The sequence below is a fragment of the Afifella aestuarii genome, from assembly GCF_004023665.1.
In the GTDB taxonomy this organism is placed as follows: domain Bacteria; phylum Pseudomonadota; class Alphaproteobacteria; order Rhizobiales; family Afifellaceae; genus Afifella; species Afifella aestuarii.
The window spans coordinates 475,894-491,666 of sequence record NZ_SAUF01000002.1 but is presented as its reverse complement, the minus strand read 5'-3'; the positions used below and the strand labels follow the sequence as shown (position 1 = coordinate 491,666).

At 60.9% G+C, this 15,773-nt stretch carries 10 protein-coding genes; 3 read left to right on the top strand and 7 right to left on the bottom strand.

Features of this window, described 5'->3' with window-relative positions; all coding sequences use genetic code 11:
- The first annotated feature begins 83 nt into the window (after nt 1-83).
- Nucleotides 84-374, top strand: coding sequence for a CRISPR-associated endonuclease Cas2 (gene cas2 / locus EO094_RS10685; RefSeq protein WP_128292286.1), 291 nt, complete (start codon nt 84-86; stop codon nt 372-374).
- A gap of 535 nt (nt 375-909) precedes the next feature.
- Here the strand turns inward: cas2 and EO094_RS10680 are convergent.
- On the bottom strand, nt 910-2,643 hold the full coding sequence (locus tag EO094_RS10680; RefSeq protein ID WP_128292285.1) for a hypothetical protein: 1,734 nt from the start codon (nt 2,641-2,643) through the stop codon (nt 910-912).
- Between the two features lie 189 nt (nt 2,644-2,832).
- Here EO094_RS10680 and EO094_RS10675 point away from each other — a divergent pair, with 189 nt between their 5' ends.
- Nucleotides 2,833-3,657 (top strand): hypothetical protein, encoded by an 825-nt coding sequence (locus tag EO094_RS10675; protein ID WP_128292284.1) that lies wholly within the window; start codon nt 2,833-2,835, stop codon nt 3,655-3,657.
- A gap of 50 nt (nt 3,658-3,707) precedes the next feature.
- On the opposite strand, the gene EO094_RS10670 is transcribed toward EO094_RS10675, so the two are convergent.
- From EO094_RS10670 to EO094_RS10645, 6 genes are all read right to left on the bottom strand, one after another.
- On the bottom strand, nt 3,708-6,002 hold the full coding sequence (locus EO094_RS10670; protein ID WP_164879626.1) for a TIGR03986 family type III CRISPR-associated RAMP protein: 2,295 nt from the start codon (nt 6,000-6,002) through the stop codon (nt 3,708-3,710).
- Nucleotides 5,980-7,359: an RAMP superfamily CRISPR-associated protein gene (locus EO094_RS10665; RefSeq protein WP_128292282.1), complete on the bottom strand. Its 1,380-nt coding sequence runs from the start codon at nt 7,357-7,359 to the stop codon at nt 5,980-5,982. The genes EO094_RS10670 and EO094_RS10665 overlap by 23 nt, the downstream gene beginning before the upstream one ends.
- Complete coding sequence (locus tag EO094_RS10660) at nt 7,356-9,167, bottom strand: RAMP superfamily CRISPR-associated protein (protein ID WP_128292281.1); 1,812 nt, start codon at nt 9,165-9,167, stop codon at nt 7,356-7,358. Before EO094_RS10660 ends, EO094_RS10665 begins: the two co-directional genes overlap by 4 nt.
- Nucleotides 9,164-10,888: a hypothetical protein gene (locus EO094_RS10655; RefSeq protein ID WP_128292280.1), complete on the bottom strand. Its 1,725-nt coding sequence runs from the start codon at nt 10,886-10,888 to the stop codon at nt 9,164-9,166. The genes EO094_RS10660 and EO094_RS10655 overlap by 4 nt, the downstream gene beginning before the upstream one ends.
- Before the next feature lie 1,064 nt (nt 10,889-11,952).
- Nucleotides 11,953-13,545, bottom strand: coding sequence for a tyrosine-type recombinase/integrase (locus tag EO094_RS10650; protein WP_128292279.1), 1,593 nt, complete (start codon nt 13,543-13,545; stop codon nt 11,953-11,955).
- Nucleotides 13,546-13,857: 312 nt separating this feature from the next.
- On the bottom strand, nt 13,858-15,096 hold the full coding sequence (locus EO094_RS10645; RefSeq protein ID WP_205649887.1) for a benzoate/H(+) symporter BenE family transporter: 1,239 nt from the start codon (nt 15,094-15,096) through the stop codon (nt 13,858-13,860).
- A 55-nt stretch (nt 15,097-15,151) separates the two neighbouring features.
- Here EO094_RS10645 and EO094_RS10640 point away from each other — a divergent pair, with 55 nt between their 5' ends.
- Nucleotides 15,152-15,748 (top strand): helix-turn-helix domain-containing protein, encoded by a 597-nt coding sequence (locus tag EO094_RS10640; RefSeq protein ID WP_128292278.1) that lies wholly within the window; start codon nt 15,152-15,154, stop codon nt 15,746-15,748.
- Nucleotides 15,749-15,773 lie beyond the last annotated feature (25 nt).

Here is a 15,773-nt window from a genome sequence, read left to right as displayed (position 1 = left end):
CGCCGCGGCGCCTTTCCGGATGGCGCCGACCGGGCGAGAATGCCGCCTCAAACAGGGGTTGTCGAGGCGAAAGGAGAGCGGCGATGGCGCGCGGTGAGATGCTGACGGTGTTCTCCTATGACGTTTCCGAAGACCGGCGCAGGAGGCGTATCGCCCGACTTCTGGAGAACGCCGCGACGCGCGTGCAATATTCCGTCTTCGAGGTGCGCATGAGCCGCGCCAAGGCCGCAGCCCTCGGCCAGAGGCTCGCCGCCCTGCTGGGCCCCGGCGACAGCCTGCGCGTCTATGTCATCGGCGCAGACGGTTTTGAACGCAGCCGCGTCTATGGCGACGGCGCCCCCTTCGAGAGCGAAGAGGGCTACTGGATCATCTGATCAAGACGGGGACGCCCGGGACGCGCCGCGCAACAGCACGGACCGCGCGAGGACACGGTCGACGGCAGCCGCGACGAGCAAACGCCCGCCACCGCGCCGCACCTCCGCGTCCATGCGGACAAGTGGCTGCCACCGACTGTCGGTGTTTATCCAGCCTCTCATCTTGCGGGTCTCAATCCGCGTCCGTGCGGACAAGTGGCTGCCACGGAGGTTTCTACGACGTACTGGTGGTCACCAAGTCTCAATCCGCGTCCATGCGGACAAGTGGCTGCCACTGGTAGCTCCGGGCCCGGCTGAGGCCGGACAGGTCTCAATCCGCGTCCATGCGGACAAGTGGCTGCCACTCACTCTCTGTAAGCATCCGCAGCCATTTGCATTTTTGACCGGTTTTCCAAGGGCGAGCCATTTTGCGTCTCCTGCGCATGTCTCAAACGTCCTTTTTGCCTCCTTTTCTTCCTTTTTCTCAAATTAACTCAGTGACTTGTCCATTTTCCAAGGGCGATTTCATCTCTTTGAGCGCAGTCACCGTAGGTCGCTAGCCACCACCGGCCGTGGGACTCCCGGCCAGGAAGGACGCGACCAGCGCCAGGGCAGCGATCGCGGCGGCGACGGCAAGACCCAGCGTGACGCCGCGCAGACGCGCCGCCTCCTTGCCCTCGTCATGCACGATCAGGCTGAGCGCCGCCCAGCCAAGCCCGTAGAAGACGGAAAGCAGAAGAGCGAATTGCAGAACCTGGGCCCGCCATAGACCGGCCGCGCCATCGTCTGGAATCCACGCGACGTTTGGCGCCTCCGATCCGACGAGAAGGTTCATTCCGCCCGCCCCGACGGCCAGGCCCGCGGGAAGGCCCAGCGTCGCCAAACGCGTCAGGCGCGTGGCGGCCCGGGCGCTCTCACACTGATCGAGAGCGACCGCAAGCTCGGCCGCCGTCTTAATCTCTTCCTTCACATCGTCGTAGAGCTCAGCAAGGCCCAAGGTCTTTCGCATGCGCTCGAACATCTCGCGGGCCTGAACATGATTGGAGACGTTGGTGAAGCGATAGCGATGGGTGAAATCGAGAAAATCCTCCTCGATCGCCAAGAGACCATTGCGGAAGCGATCGGGCTCCTTGTCCTTATGCTTGGAGGTTTCGTCGACCAGCTTGGTGACACGGCTGGAGAGAGCAAGGAGAGATGCAAACTCCAGATGGGCGACGAAGGCCATCTGGCGGTAATGGCGGCGGAAATGCTCTCGCAGGATGTTGTCGAAGAACCATCCTGCGCCGACGGCGAGGAAATGGTAGCCGAGAAAGGCGAAACGTGTGGCCGTGTCGGGATGCATGCCTTCGCCCGGAAAGAAGCGATCGTAAAAAGCTTCCCGGCCAACCGCCTCTTCGAGAAACGCCATATTGGCGGGTGCCAGATCGGAACCGGCTCCATCAGCCTGCGCAAGGCGCATCCAGTCGCCAGGGCTGACGAGGGCAAAATCATCGGCGGCGGAGCCGCCCGACGCACCACTCAGAGAGCTACACGCCTCACTCAGAGAGATATAAGTCATGGTCGGCAACCGCTCGTCGAGCACGTGCCGCCAGCGAGGGCCGACCTTGATCTCGCCATCGAGCTGCAGGGGCGCCACGAGCGCCCGCCACCAGGGAAACACGCGGGCGGTGCTGTTCTTGTGAGCCCAGTCGGTCGCGTGCAGGCGGCCCCGAGACGCATCAGGCAGCGTCACCGCCCGCCCACAGGGGGTGCACAGCGTCACGTCAGAGGGGCAGAACCCTGCCGCGCCGTCTTGCCAGAAGCCAGGAAACGCACGCCGCAATTGATCGGCGGTCGTCTGCGCCTGCGCCAATGAGATTTTTTCGTCCCCTTCCTGCTCGTGCACCAGCTCCAGCGTCAGAACCGCCGTACCCGTCTCGAAGAGATGGAGTGTCAACAGTTCGACGTTGAAGCTGTAAATTTCCCCGTTGATTGTCGCTTTAAGCGTACGAATATCGGTCCGATGAAAAAGTGAAATCGGCCCGTCTTCACGACGATCGTAAAGAAAGCGCTGGACGAAGTCGTGAAAGTAGACGAACTCCTCGTAAGGGCCGCCAAAGTTGTTGTCCGGCTGCACCGTCCACGGATCAGCTGGTTTCCAGGCGGTGTCCTTAAGCGAGGCCCGGACTTTTGCGACGTCCTCGCCCACCCGTTTAACCGGAGGATCGGCAAGCGTCAGCGGCCAGAAGAAGATCTGCCGGAATTGCTTGACCTTGATACTCTCGGCGGGCTGAGGTTTCCAAATAGACATCGGCGGAAATATTCTCAAGAAAAAGGCGTTTCTTCCTATACTGGATAGGAAGCATGATCTTACCGCATACGCAACATGCCAAGGTGCCTCACGCCTTGTGAAACGTTCTGCCCGCGGATATGCAGCCGCTTGGCCAAAACGCTTTCCTCGGCCCCTCTCTCGCCTTCAACACACAGCAGACGATCGTTCATGAGCCAGACATCAGATCTCGTCTTCTTCCTGGGTGGCAGAGACCTCGAAATGCTGGCGATCCGGCACCTCGTCGAAGAGACGCTGGGCGCAGACGCGATCGTCGACAGAGGCCTCTTCTGGGGCGCGCGCGCGTCCGATTACGCCAGCGACATCGACACTGTCCTGAAGGCGGGCAAGCGCCCCGTTCTTGTCGAGCTTGAGATCGACGATGAGATATCTGGCGCGATCGTCGTCGATCACCATGGCGAGACGGCGGGACGGCCAAGCGCGCTGGAACAGGTTTTCCAGCTTCTCGACTTGCCGAAGGAACGATGGACACGTCGTTTTGCGCTCATCGCCGCCAACGATTGCGGGCATCTGCGCGCCATGGCGGAGCTTGGGGCTAGCCCCGAGGAGATGGACAAGATCCGGCGCGACGATCGCGCTGCCCAAGGCATCACCGCGGAGGAAGAGCAAGCAGGCATCGCCGCCCTTGCGGCTGCGGAAGAGGCCTTAGACGGTCGGCTCCTCATCGTACGGAGCCCGCACGATCGCACAGCCGCGATTACAGATCCGCTCCGACTTAGGGAGCTGGAAAGAGGCGACCCAACGCGTGATCTTCTGATCGAAGGGCCGGAGGAGCTTTCCTTTTTCGGACGCGGCGCCTCCATCGCCGCGCTCGATGCGGCCTTCCCTGGCGGCTGGCGCGGCGGTGACCTTCCGGAGCAGGGTTTCTGGGGCATGCGCCGGGACGGCGGCGCTCCAGACGCAGAAGCCGCTCTTGCGGTTCTGAAACAAGAGCCGGAATACCGCGCGGAGATTGCCGCACCTGGGCGACGTTAAACCCTTAAAAACACCAGCGCGGAACGAGCCTGCCGGTACGGCACCATGCCTTACACGTCCTTGTCTGGCGGCGCCTTCAAAAGCCGGTCCGGAGCCCCTTGCGCTCCCAGCCCCGTATGATCACGCAGCTTCTTGAAGCGCCAACCATTATTTTTCTCGCCAACTTTCGGGTCTCTGGCAAAGTTAAGATAATCAAACTCGGGTAGACGCCAATCCTGCGGCAGGGAACAGGCTAGAAAAGACCGAACGGGTCCTGAAGCGCGCCAAGCCCCAGGTCTACCAAGCGCAGAGTCCATCTGCGCCTCGAACTTCTCCAGGAAAGGCCCCAACTCGCCTGCGCCGTCGCCGATTTTCCAGGTAATCTTCTCCGGCTTCTCCGGATCGGCATTGCGGCGAATGGAACCCTCGATGCCTGCAACCGCCGCCCGCCCGGCACCGAATGGCTTGCCGCGCCCCAGCATATGGCGATAGCGGTTCGCTCCGCCGCCACCAAAAGTTAGCACCCAAAGGATGGCGCCGAGTTCCGCCTCGCTCACGTTATGAAGGCGAATTTCGCCTGAGAAGGTTGCATCTGCAGAGATCGGACGCAGGAAGCGCAGTTTGCTGATGGTTTTCTTCGAGATGGCCCCACCTGCCCTTGCGTCATCCATCCGATGCTCCATCAGCCTCTCGACCATAAGGCCTGAGTCTTCAGCCTCCCTAGGCACATAACGCTTGCGCCCGGCAAGCTGAGCGTTATCCGCAGACCAGTCCTTTTCCGGCCCGACCAGATAGAAGGGCGCAAAGCTCGGCTTCGGCGCACCCTGGATCGTCTCTAGCGGGTCTTTCTTGTCCCCCGGCCAGAGTTCGAACGCCTTTCTGTTGACCGGCCGCGCGAAACCGAAGGCGATCCGCCCCTTATGCGCCACCGCCTCGTCCGGCCGTGGTTGCGGAAAGTCCTCCGTCTCGAAGACATATCCGAAGAGGGCCTCGACGAGGTCCGGCTCCAACCGGCCCCTGTCATCGAGCCTTAGCTCATGCGGTTTCGGAACGAGATCGCCGACCGCATGCGCATGCGGCATACGAAAGAGCCGCGTGAGCCCGAAACAAAACTCTTCGTTCTGCTCGTTGAGGTCACCATAGAAGAAGATCGGGATGCGCTGCCCCTCGACGACGTCCCCGCCGAATTCCTTCCAGGCGCCATCCGGCTCGCGATCGCGGTTGCCCTGTTTCGTGTTCGTGACGAGGAAGTTGAGCCATGACCTCTCCGTCAATGCGACCGACTTTGCCTCGGGATCGTCGAAGAAGACGTACTCATATTGCTTCTTTTGCGGATCGGTTGCCGCACCGGAGAAGACGTAAAAGCCTTGAGTTCCAGATTCCCCGATTGGCAAAGGTCGGAAAACCTCCTGCTGATGCCGGTCCCGCTCCGAACGGAAGGCCCGCGGGGTTTTGAAGGCAAGTTTACGGTCCTTCCAATGGGGCTCAAAAACTAGCTTCAAGTCCGGACTCGAAGCCGTATACTTCCTGGTTCTGTCAAATTTGGCCCACGATATGCTTTTTTTTTGCTCTTCTGGACGAATGCGTGCCTTCAACAAATCAATTGGGATGCGCCCCCAGGTTTTACAGGGCCTGATTTTGTATTTGTCACACTCCTTGGTCAGCCAGCCAGCCTTCAGGGCGCCGTCACCGACGCCCCCTTCCTTGATGAAGCGCTTGTATCTCGGATGCTCGAAATCGCGCAGTGCGAACCGATAGCGCCGATTGGTCTGAACCAGCCTCGCATGGGCCACCGCCTCAAGGGCTGCCCGCACCACGCCACGTAACGTAGCGCCAGGAATGACCCAGTCTTTAGGCCCGCCAAGGGCGAAGGGAACATCATTGCTGTCACCCGCCCCAACGAGTAGCGGCGTTTCGATCCGCCAACTGACCTTAAGTGTGGCGCACAGCCCACCCGGCAGGGGCCGATCAAGATCGGGTTGGGACTGAGCGGCGACAACGCTTTCATTCAGTACAGCGAAGCGATATGGAGCGTTCAGGAGAGGCCCAAGTTCAGCCGACGACCATATTTTCGTATCCAACTTCTCCTCAATTGTTTCCGAAAGCCTCTTATTTTTTATCGAGCCACTTTCGGTTTTTCGCACTTCGCTCTTAGCTTTTTCTAGGGCCTCATTGACAACAGGCTCATTATGGATCGACTGCAATATTTTACTTCTTACACTTTCTAGAGAGTACTCTTCTCCTCTCCATTCAATTTGAAATATGGCACTCCTCAAGAAATCGAGATGACGCCTATCAACAGGGAACCCCGCCAGCTTCAATTTTTCTTCGGGTGACTTTTCTTTAAACGACATCGAACCACCCATAGCCTTTGTTCGTGCCATGTCCCAGCCGCAGGCCGTTCCTCTTCAGATCCTCGATGAGGCGCCTCAACAGATCGCCGCGCACTGTATCCTGCTCAGAGGCGCCAAGAGGGCCGACGGGATCGAGGGCCAGCCAAGCTTCGAAGTCTGGCGCACGCGCCGCCTCGATGGAGAACAGCGCCCCATGCATCGGCCCACCGGAGAAACGATCAAGCCGCACGGAACGTATGACGACGCTTCCCTTAGGCTCTCCGCACTGAACAGAGACAATACGCAAGCGACCGCGCCAACCATTGATGCCGAAGAGGAGCTCGGTCGACGACAGCTCTCCGACGGTCTTGCATCGCGCCCGCGGCCGCGTCAGATCCGCATCGGAAGCGGGGATCGTCTTGTCGAGTATCAAATCCCGGTTATCGCGATGATCCGGGTCTCTCAGGCGTTCCAGCCAGACGGCGCGGGCACGCAAGGCCCCCCGCAGGCTGGCGCCCGTCAAGCGCGGTTTATCCGTTCCAGGCTCGCGCAAATAGACGAGCTTGGGCGAGCCGTCCTTGTCGTAGTCCACGCCAGCGTTATCGTTGCTGATGAATGCTTCCTTGCAGGTTAGTAGGAGCTTTGTGAGCCCACCCCCCTCTGGGTGCTCAACTGCGTCGATGGCCTCGCGCCATTCGTCAGTGATGCAGTCTTCTGCCGGGGCCCCGGAGACATCCACGTCGTGACGCACGACCTTTAGCTCATCAAGGCAAAGCTTAAGACTGCCCTGCCCCACGCCCCGCCCCTTGCCCAAGACGAGCCCGTCGCGAGCCATCTGGGCAAGCACGCTCTGCATGAGGCCAATAGCGGCCTTATCTGCGGTCTGAAGCCCGAAGCGCAGCCGGAAGGTCGTGCCCTTCGCCACGGCCTGGACGTGAAACAGCCGCCCCTGCCAGGCCACACCGGAGGCTGGGTCTATAGCCGTGCGCGCGTCGACGAACAGCCCTTTCGCGGCAGCGGCGGTACCGTGGCCGGGAATGTTTTTCTCCCTTATCGAGGAGTCACCCATGTCGGGCGCAGCCTCGAAGCGCCCGGTCCAGCAAATCAGTCGCCCGCTCTTCGCCTTCTTAGGGTCATCGATACGCTCCGGCCCGAATAGAGCCTCCGTGCCCGGACAGCCCCCGGCCACGGCCAGTGCCCTGAGCGCGCCTTTCAGGGTGGAGCCCGGGATGACGGGCTTTCCATCTTCATCGACGGCGACAAGCGCAAGCTCCACCTCCTGCAAATCCTTGCCGTCGTGCCGCCGAATATTCTTGTGGTCGCCGCTGCCGATCATAAGTGGAGTCGCCGCCACGGCGATAACCTCGATTTCAGTCCAGGCCCCGATCACCGCGCGACCTCCTCTGCCCCTACCAGCGTGCCCGGCGCGCCGATACGGATCGCGCCGTAACCGTTGCCCCTCAAGAAGGGACAGGTCGCCGCCTCAAGTCGCACGCCTTCCCATTGCGGATCCGGCAGGCCGTAACGTTCCCATTCGGAAAGCATGTCGGCGGCGTTCGCCTGCACTGGCTCAAGAACGAAGACCGAGCCAGCCTTCATCAGCACGAAAGGTTCAAGCCGATCGCGCCCGAAAGGCCTAAAGCGCGCAGCCTGCAAGTCCCCGCGCAATTCCTGTTGAGCAAAGAGCTGCCGCTCGCCATCCGCTCCGCGGGCAATCTGCCAGGCACCATCGCTTGCCGTCTTGAAATAGTCATCGATCGCAGCGCCGAAGGTCTCTTCGTCGTCCAAAGCGCCGACACGCACCATCAGATGTGGCGTTGTCAGGATCAGAGCGATCTTCCCGGTCAATTCCGCTTGGTTGGCCGCCTGTGGCACTCCTTCCTCCAGCTCTAGCCGCTCACAGCATGTCCCTGCCTTCAGGCGCCCGATCGACCAGAGCCCAGCTTTCAGATGTCCGAGAAGCTTGTAGAATTCGTCCGGCGGCTCTCCCGGCTCCGGCCATTTTATCAGCGCTTTCCAGATGGGCGCCGCCTCGCCCTTAAGGGGTGTCCGCAAGAACTGGTGCGAGAACAACGCGCTCGGCTTGGCAGCGCCGGTCGTCGGCTCGATACTGAGGCGCGTGCGCGTCTCCAGCTCCGATAGAGGATCGGCTTCGCTTGGAGCGGCCCCTTTTTTCCAGTCCTCGTCCTTCCAATCGCTCCGGAACGCTGCGGCTTTGCCGCTTGAGGCCTTCCAAAGATCGTCGGCAATATAACCCGTTGCATCGTCGGGAACGGCTGTATCCTTGTCGAGGTAACGCTGAACGATCGACAGAGGCAAAGCGCCTTGAAAAACATCCGCAAACGAGATGATCGTTTTCTTCAGCGCTTCTCCGAGCAGCCCGGTGACGAAGCCCTCTTCGTTCGCCGCCCCACTATCGGCAAGCCGCCGGGCCAAGGCACCCTTCAAAACAGCACCGGAGATCCGGGTTGAGCTTTGCAGAACGTTCTGCTCCGCGTAATGGGTGTCGACCAGCAACGGCCCATCGAGCTGGAATGAATAGACAAACGAGGAGCCTTTCTTCGGCTCCGGCTTTGCCGCAAATGGCTTCTCTTGCTGGGGGGCCAGAACCGCGCATTCGACGACCCGCCCGAATCCGACGGTCTTGTAAGCTCCGACGGCCACGACCTGCTTCAGCGCCTTGTCGAGGGTAACCGCAATCTGTTTTGCCTCTGCCTGACTGGCAGCAGGAAACCGCACTTCGGCCTTGAAATCGACCTCCTTCCCCACCGGATAGGAGAGCTCGACGACCAAAAGCGCGCCCTCCTTGACCGCCCCCGTCTCTGGCTCAATGGCGATCCGTGTCGCCCTCTCTTTGCCAGAGGACGGCTGGCATGCGCGGGCGTCGCTGATGCGGATGCGACCGGGACGCTCTTTCTCTTCTACGCCCTCATTACGCTTATCATCCTCCGGCTCCTTGTGCGGGAGCTCTCTGCCGAAGAGATCGAGGACATCTTTCACATCTATGTTGCGCGCTAGCAGGTCTTCCAGCGCATGGCGCAACACGCCGCGCAACAGGCCCGCGGGCAGGACCGGATAGCCGCTTCGGTCACGAAGCTGCGCCGCATCGACCCCAAAGGCCTTCGCTTCCAATCCGGCGGACAGAAACGGGCTTTCCAGGCGGATACGCAGATCCGATTTGTAGTATCCGGCACTCATGATCGAGCCTCCGGCTGCACCACCACGTAATCCCAGAGATCAGCGAGCCGTTTCAGCCGGAAGGATATGTCGCCACCGCCCGCTTTGGCGGGCAAGAGATCGAGATCGGGCTCCGCCGCATCATTCGGACACAGGATTTCCCGCAAATCGAGGCTACGCTCGCAGGCGCGCCGAATCTCTTCCTTGGCGTTGGTGTCGCCTTCATCCCCAATCCGCCGGATGAGCGCGTAGAGTTGCGAACGCGGCAGCCGGGACAAATGTCGGAACTTCCGCGCCTCTTTCGTCCAGCTTCCGCCATCGAAGCCAAAGACCTCCGGTTCGACAGCGCCAAAAATGCGCCTGCGCTGCGTTTTAAGAGCGCCATACGGCACGTCGATGCTTTCCATGACATGGATGTCGATTGCAGAGCGAGCCCCAGTCTCGCCCATAAACAACTTGGCGCCGTCGCAGAGATCGTGAGCCACCCCAGTGGCGCGGCGGATCGGCGTCTTTGACGGGCAAATCAGCACCCCGGCGCGCAAGCCAAGCTCGACACCGCCCTTTTCCGAGAACTCCGCTGTGCGCGCGAAGATTCGTTCGAGCACTTCCGAAGCCAGCCAGCTCGGCACCACGAAGCACCAGTCCTCTCCCCCGAACATCAGCGTCTCGAAGCGCAAGAAAGGCTTAGGCGGCGTCTTTCCATCCGACGCCTCATAGTCGAACCGGAACCGAGCATATCGGTCTTTCTCGCGCTTCGACCCGGCATCAAAATCGGCAAGCTGCTCATAGAGCAGCGTGTCAATATAAAGCTCTTGCATCAACTGAGAGAATTCGCGCAGCCCAAGCTTACGGCGTAACGCCCCGAAGCCCGCACCATCCACATAGAACACGGCCATCTTTCCTTTGGCCGACTCGGGCAAGTCTTTTGGCGGATCTTCGACGATATCCTCAAAGCTCTCCGCGACGCGGATGTCGGCAAGGTCTGTTAGCTTTCGCTCTTTGAACCTGCGCTTGTAGAGCTGCCACCGCGCGGTGCGGCCATAGGGGCGCAGATCGCCTACCCGGCGGCAGACAGCGATTCTCTCTGCAACGACGTCGCCCTTTGCGTTTACCTTCGGCTCCAGAGCTTCACCGAAAGGAAACTGGCCGGGTGCGGTCCAGATCCGACTTTCTTCCTCGGCGGCGGCCGGGCGCATCGGATCGATCGGACAAAACGCGCTTCGACGGACTTTCACACCATCGCTGAGGCCGACCCTGACCTCAGCTCGTGGCAGCGAAGGCGCCCGCATCTGTCGGAAACGAGAGCGGGTCATGGCGCGGTCGACAGCGCCCGCCTCATCATCGTTCTCGACCGGGGCGACATCGACAACGAAGCAAAGATGCTGTGTCGGCGGCCTGTTCTGATCTTTACGTTTGCCCTCCGGCCGGAACTCCGGCTTCTCGGCGACAAAATACTGGCCTTCGCGCAGTTCGCGGCGAAGCCTCGCGGCAATTGCCTCCATGCTCTCCGCGTCACAGACCTTGATGCGGAAGGCCGCCTGCGATCCCCCAACATAAATTCGCTCGCAAGTCGCATTCGGCGCGACCTGGAGAACCCTTTCCTCCATTCGCTCCGCGGCATCTTCCATCGCGACCTCATAGGCCAGAGAAGCGCCCCTGATTGTGCTGAGATCGCCCGTATTAAATACGGCAGCGCCAAAATTGACGCCTTCTATGCGCAAAACCCAATCTTCGCCCGCCATACAGAATCTCATTTATGAATAAGAATACTGCACAATTTTCATGTTTTAGGCGTATTCGGCTGCCTCATAATTTTCAATAGGCAAAAATATCCACCCAGGCTTCATCGCAGGAAAATTTACTTTAATTTCAAGGAGAAACGAGCCTGAAGCTCAATATGTCGCAAGGCCTCAGAGAGACATCTAAGCGCGGCAACAATTATCGCCACGAAGAGAGACGGTATATCTCGCCTTTCCGACAGGACCTCAGCGATATCGAAGCTCTCACAACGCCGTATTGCTGCTTTAAGTCGCCCACCCGGCATCGACCTGAGAAGAGCATCGCCTTTGTCGACCTTGCCCAGTTCGGCGCGGCAGCGCGAAAGCCGGAGATCGGCGTCACAGAGCGCTTGGATTTTGGTCTTCTCCGTGAGGGCGCAGTTAGCGTCAGGCTCTAACAATCCGGGATGCAGCCTCCTGCAGACGCGGGAAGATGACGGGTGACATCCTCCGCTCACCCACCCAAGGCACATTCCGCACCCTGGCCAGCGACAACGACCGTAGACATCACGAACCCCGCCAGTTCATCGGGGCTGTCTCACGCCTTCGCCGTTTTCCTTTCCCGCGTCCATGCGGACAAGTGGCTGCCACGCACTACGAATTCCGCCTCGGCGGTCGTCGCTTTGTCTCAATCCGCGTCCATGCGGACAAGTGGCTGCCACTCACTCTCTGCAAACATCTACAACCACTTGCATTTTTGACCGGTTTTCCAAGGGCGAACCTTTTCGACCTCGATTCGCAAATATCGCGCCCGCCTCTCATCTCCTTTTCCGGCTATTTATCAAGCAAGATCAAATGTTTTCAAGTTTTCCAAGGGCGATTTTCCAGATTCGAGCAAAAATGTCCCTTACGACGCCTTCATGAAGCACACCAATCCGGAGAGAATGACCGCCGCAACCAAGATTGTCGACACGAAGTCATAGCGCAAAGCGCGAATGCGCTGGTGACATCGCGCCACACACCCGGGAACTCACTTGCCGCGGAAGTTCTCCGGCAGAGCTCCGCCCCAGAACGCGCGCCAACTTCACTCAGACTGCGACTGGGCGCTCCGGTTGTCGGATGACGACTTCCTTAAGCCGCATTTCCCGCCAAGCGGGATCAACCTGCCTCTCCGCAGCCTCCGCGAAAATTGCGTCGTGGTGATGCTCGTAGGCCTCGAAGACGAGGTCGCACCACCGGCCGATCGCTTCCCGCTTCAACGGCAGCCTCTGGCTTTGGGAGTAGACCGATCGCGTGATCATTGCCACGATGTCTTCCGGATCGACATTCAGATGCCTCTCGCCTTGCGAATGCGAGAGCATGGCGCTGATCGCAGCGCCTCTCACCCCTCGGTCTTCCAGCTCTGTCGTGATGGACCGGCGAAAATCGTGCGGGCTGGTATGCGGCAGGTCGGGCAGGAGGTCGGGGCCGACACGGCGAGTGACCGCTCCGTTCGACCTCTTTTCGGGCTTATACTGCCCGCGCAGGCGAAGCATCAGGTTGAGCACGGCGGACTGATTGACCGGCGTGTCATCGCCGAGCGGGTGACCAGGACCTCTGATGCGGTTCGAGGCGAGAAGATAGCGGCTCTCCTTCCGTCCCCTCTTAAGGGTCTCTTGCGTGATGTCCCAGAGCACCGGCGGGAGCGGCAATGCAAAATCTCGCCGAGACTTCATGACATGCGCCGGGAAGAGCACAATCCCCCAGCCCTCGTTCTCCAGATCGGCCATCAGCCAGGATCGCTCCACCTTTGCGATGGCGCCGGTCCTCTGGCCGGTCAGCACCGCCCACCACAGAGCGCAGAGGACCATGTCGGAGGTGCCTTTCTGAGAGGCCCTTCCCGGCATCACCCGGTAGGCCTCTGCCGTCACAAGAAGAAGCCCAATCTGACCGACCGTCAGATATCGGGTCCGGCGACGCTCCGTGTGAAGCGTGGCGACGTCGGCCCACCATGGCGCCACGCCGCGCAGACCGCTTTCGCCGGAATGGGTCGCCTTCGCCCATCTGAAAGCACGGCGGATATAGGTCACGGCCTTCCGTGCAGCCGAGGGACCGTTCGCCGTCCGGATCTCGTCGCGCAGCGCCTCCAGATGGCCTTCGTGCATTTCCGAGACGAGCTTCTCGGACCGGCTCACGAACGCTTCCCGGCGCATCACCAGGTCGACCTCCGCTATGGTCTTGTCGCTCGGTGCGAGCCGCTCACCACCTCGCATCCGACCGGGTCGGATGTGTTCGTCGAGATACCGCTGCATCATCTGTCGGAGGGTCCAGTGACCTTCCTCGGCCGCCTCCTGCCTCTTCACCACCGCGAGTGCGGCGTCATGGTCGCCGCCCTGCAGACGCTCAGAAATGTAGGTCCGCAGGCGCTCTTCAGACGCTCCTCTCCCGCGCAGTTCGCGGACGGCATCCGCGAGTGCGCGAGCCTCCTGGACGGTGAGCGTGCCACTGTCGGCCAGGGTCAGCGTGCGCCCCGCATGCTTCAGGATCCACCGCGATGTGCGCCCACCGATGCGCAGCTGGAGCCCAGGATTACGGGTGTCGGCAAAGATGCGTGGGTCGGAGGCAGTGGAGCCGCGGCGATCCACGATCCGCTTCGCCTCTTTCCGATGATATTCGCTGAGTTCGACACGCTCCGTCGCCATGCCACCTCCAAAAACCCTACCATATTCCTACCAACCTCAAAAAAGTTGACGGAGCCTTATGGGGCACAATTCTTGTTTCGTTCTGATTTTATCGATTCCGCTAAGCCGCTATCATGAATATGGTATTTCAGGCATTTAGCACAAGGTAGCTGCAAAATATGTTGTCATTCCGTCGGATTGTGGCTCCGAAGGTCGGTGGTTCGAATCCACCCGTTCGTACCAGTTTTCTCTCTCACGACATCGATCGTAAGATGCGCCAGGCGCGGCCTCCGCGCGACCTGGAAGGGCGCGTGCACACAGGCGCGGTGCGTCCTACCGCCGGGCAAAAATCGGCCTAAAGGACCGCCGGCCGCGTGGGGAGAGAACCACGCCCGTGGCGATCCCGAAAAGCAGCGCCCAGAGCGGCGCGCCGATGCCGAGAAAGGTGATGCCCGAGACGGTGGTCATAAACGTCACCAGGGCGGCTTCCCGTTTTTCCGGCTGCGCCAGCGCGGCGCTCAGGCTCGCACCGATCGTGTTCAGCAAGGCGAGACCCGCGACCGTCACCACCAGGGCTTTTGGGGCGATGAGAAACAGACTGATGACGGCCGCGCCCAGAAGCCCCACCACGCAATAGATGACGCCCGTCACGACGACGGCCTTGTAGCGGGTCTTCGGGTTCTCATCGGCCTCCGGCCCGGCGCAGATCGCCGCCGTAATGGCGGCGAGATTGAAGGCGTAGCCTCCGAAGGGTGCCAGAAGGAGCGTCGTCAGACCGGTGACGGTGAGACAGGCGGACACCGGCGGCTCGTATCCGGAGGCTTTCAGCGTGACGATGCCAGGCGTGTTCTGCGAGGCCATGGTGACGATGAAAAGCGGCAGCCCGACGCCGAGCAACACCGGCAGCGAGAAGGCCGGCATGGTGAAGACCGGCTGGGCGACAGAAAAATCGATCCCCTCCCCGGCCTGAAACGCCCCGGTCGCGGCACAGAAGGCGCACCCCGCGAAGAGCACGGCGGGAATGGCAAAGCGCCCAAACCAGCGCCGGCCGGCGAGATAGGTCGCGCACATCACCGCCACGAGGGGCAGATTGTCCTCCATGGAGGAAAAGATCCCGAGGCCAAACTGGAAAAGAATGCCGGCAAGCAGGGCGTTGCCGATGGTGTCGGGAATGAGATGGGACAATCTTTCAAACCAGCCGGTGATGCCGGTCAGGGTCAACAAGAGGCCGCAGAAGAGAAAGGCGCCGATCGCCTCGCTCATCGCCACGCCGTTGAGGCTGATGACGAGAAGGGCCGCGCCGGGCGTGGACCAGGCGGTCAGGATCGGCATCCGGTAGCGCAAGGAGAGGATGAGACCGCTGATCCCCATGCCGAGGCCGAGCGCCAGCATCCAGCTGTTGGCCTCCGCCTGCGAGGCGCCCAGGACGTCGATCGCCTGGAAGATGATTGCAACGCTGCTCGTATAGCCGAGAAGGACGGCAATGCAGCCCGCAACGATGTGCGATAGTTTCAGTCCCGCCAGCATTGTAGCCGTGCCTTTCCAGTTCGTGCGCGCTAGGAATGTGCCCAATCCAGTTCCGGACGTTATAACGTCCGTGCGTTATAGCGCACAACAGGCGATGTGAATGACCGAAGAAAAAATCCGCATCAATCTCAAGGCCGCGCGCAGCCGTGCGGGCCTCAGCCTGGCGCAGGCGGCCGAGCTCACCGGCGTCAGCAAGGCCATGCTCGGCCAGATCGAGCGCGGGGAATCGAGCCCCACGATCGCGACGCTTTGGAAACTCGCCAAAGGCTTCCAGCTGCCGCTGACCGCCTTCATCGAGGATCTGATTGAAACCACGGGCACCTTCGCGCCCGCGCAGGTGCGCCCCGTCCAGTTTCGGGGAAGCATCGGCTTTCACACCGTCTTCCCGTTCGACCCCGTCTTCGGCTCCGAGACGTTTTTGATGACACTCCAACCGGGCCAGGTTCACCAGTCGAACCCGCATGATACGGGCGTCGTCGAAGATGTCTTCGTGACGCGCGGCGCGATGGAGGTCTTGATCGCCGGAGAATGGAAGAGCTGCAGCTACGGGGACGCTTTCCGCTTCCCCGCCGACCAGCCGCACGGCTATCGCAACATGAGCGCCGACATCGCGCACTTCCACAACACCATCCACTACCCGAAGACGGCTCTGTTCGAGACGAAAGACCAGAACGACAGGTCCGACGAGGAGACGTGACGGTTGCGACCAGCTCCGGCTGCGT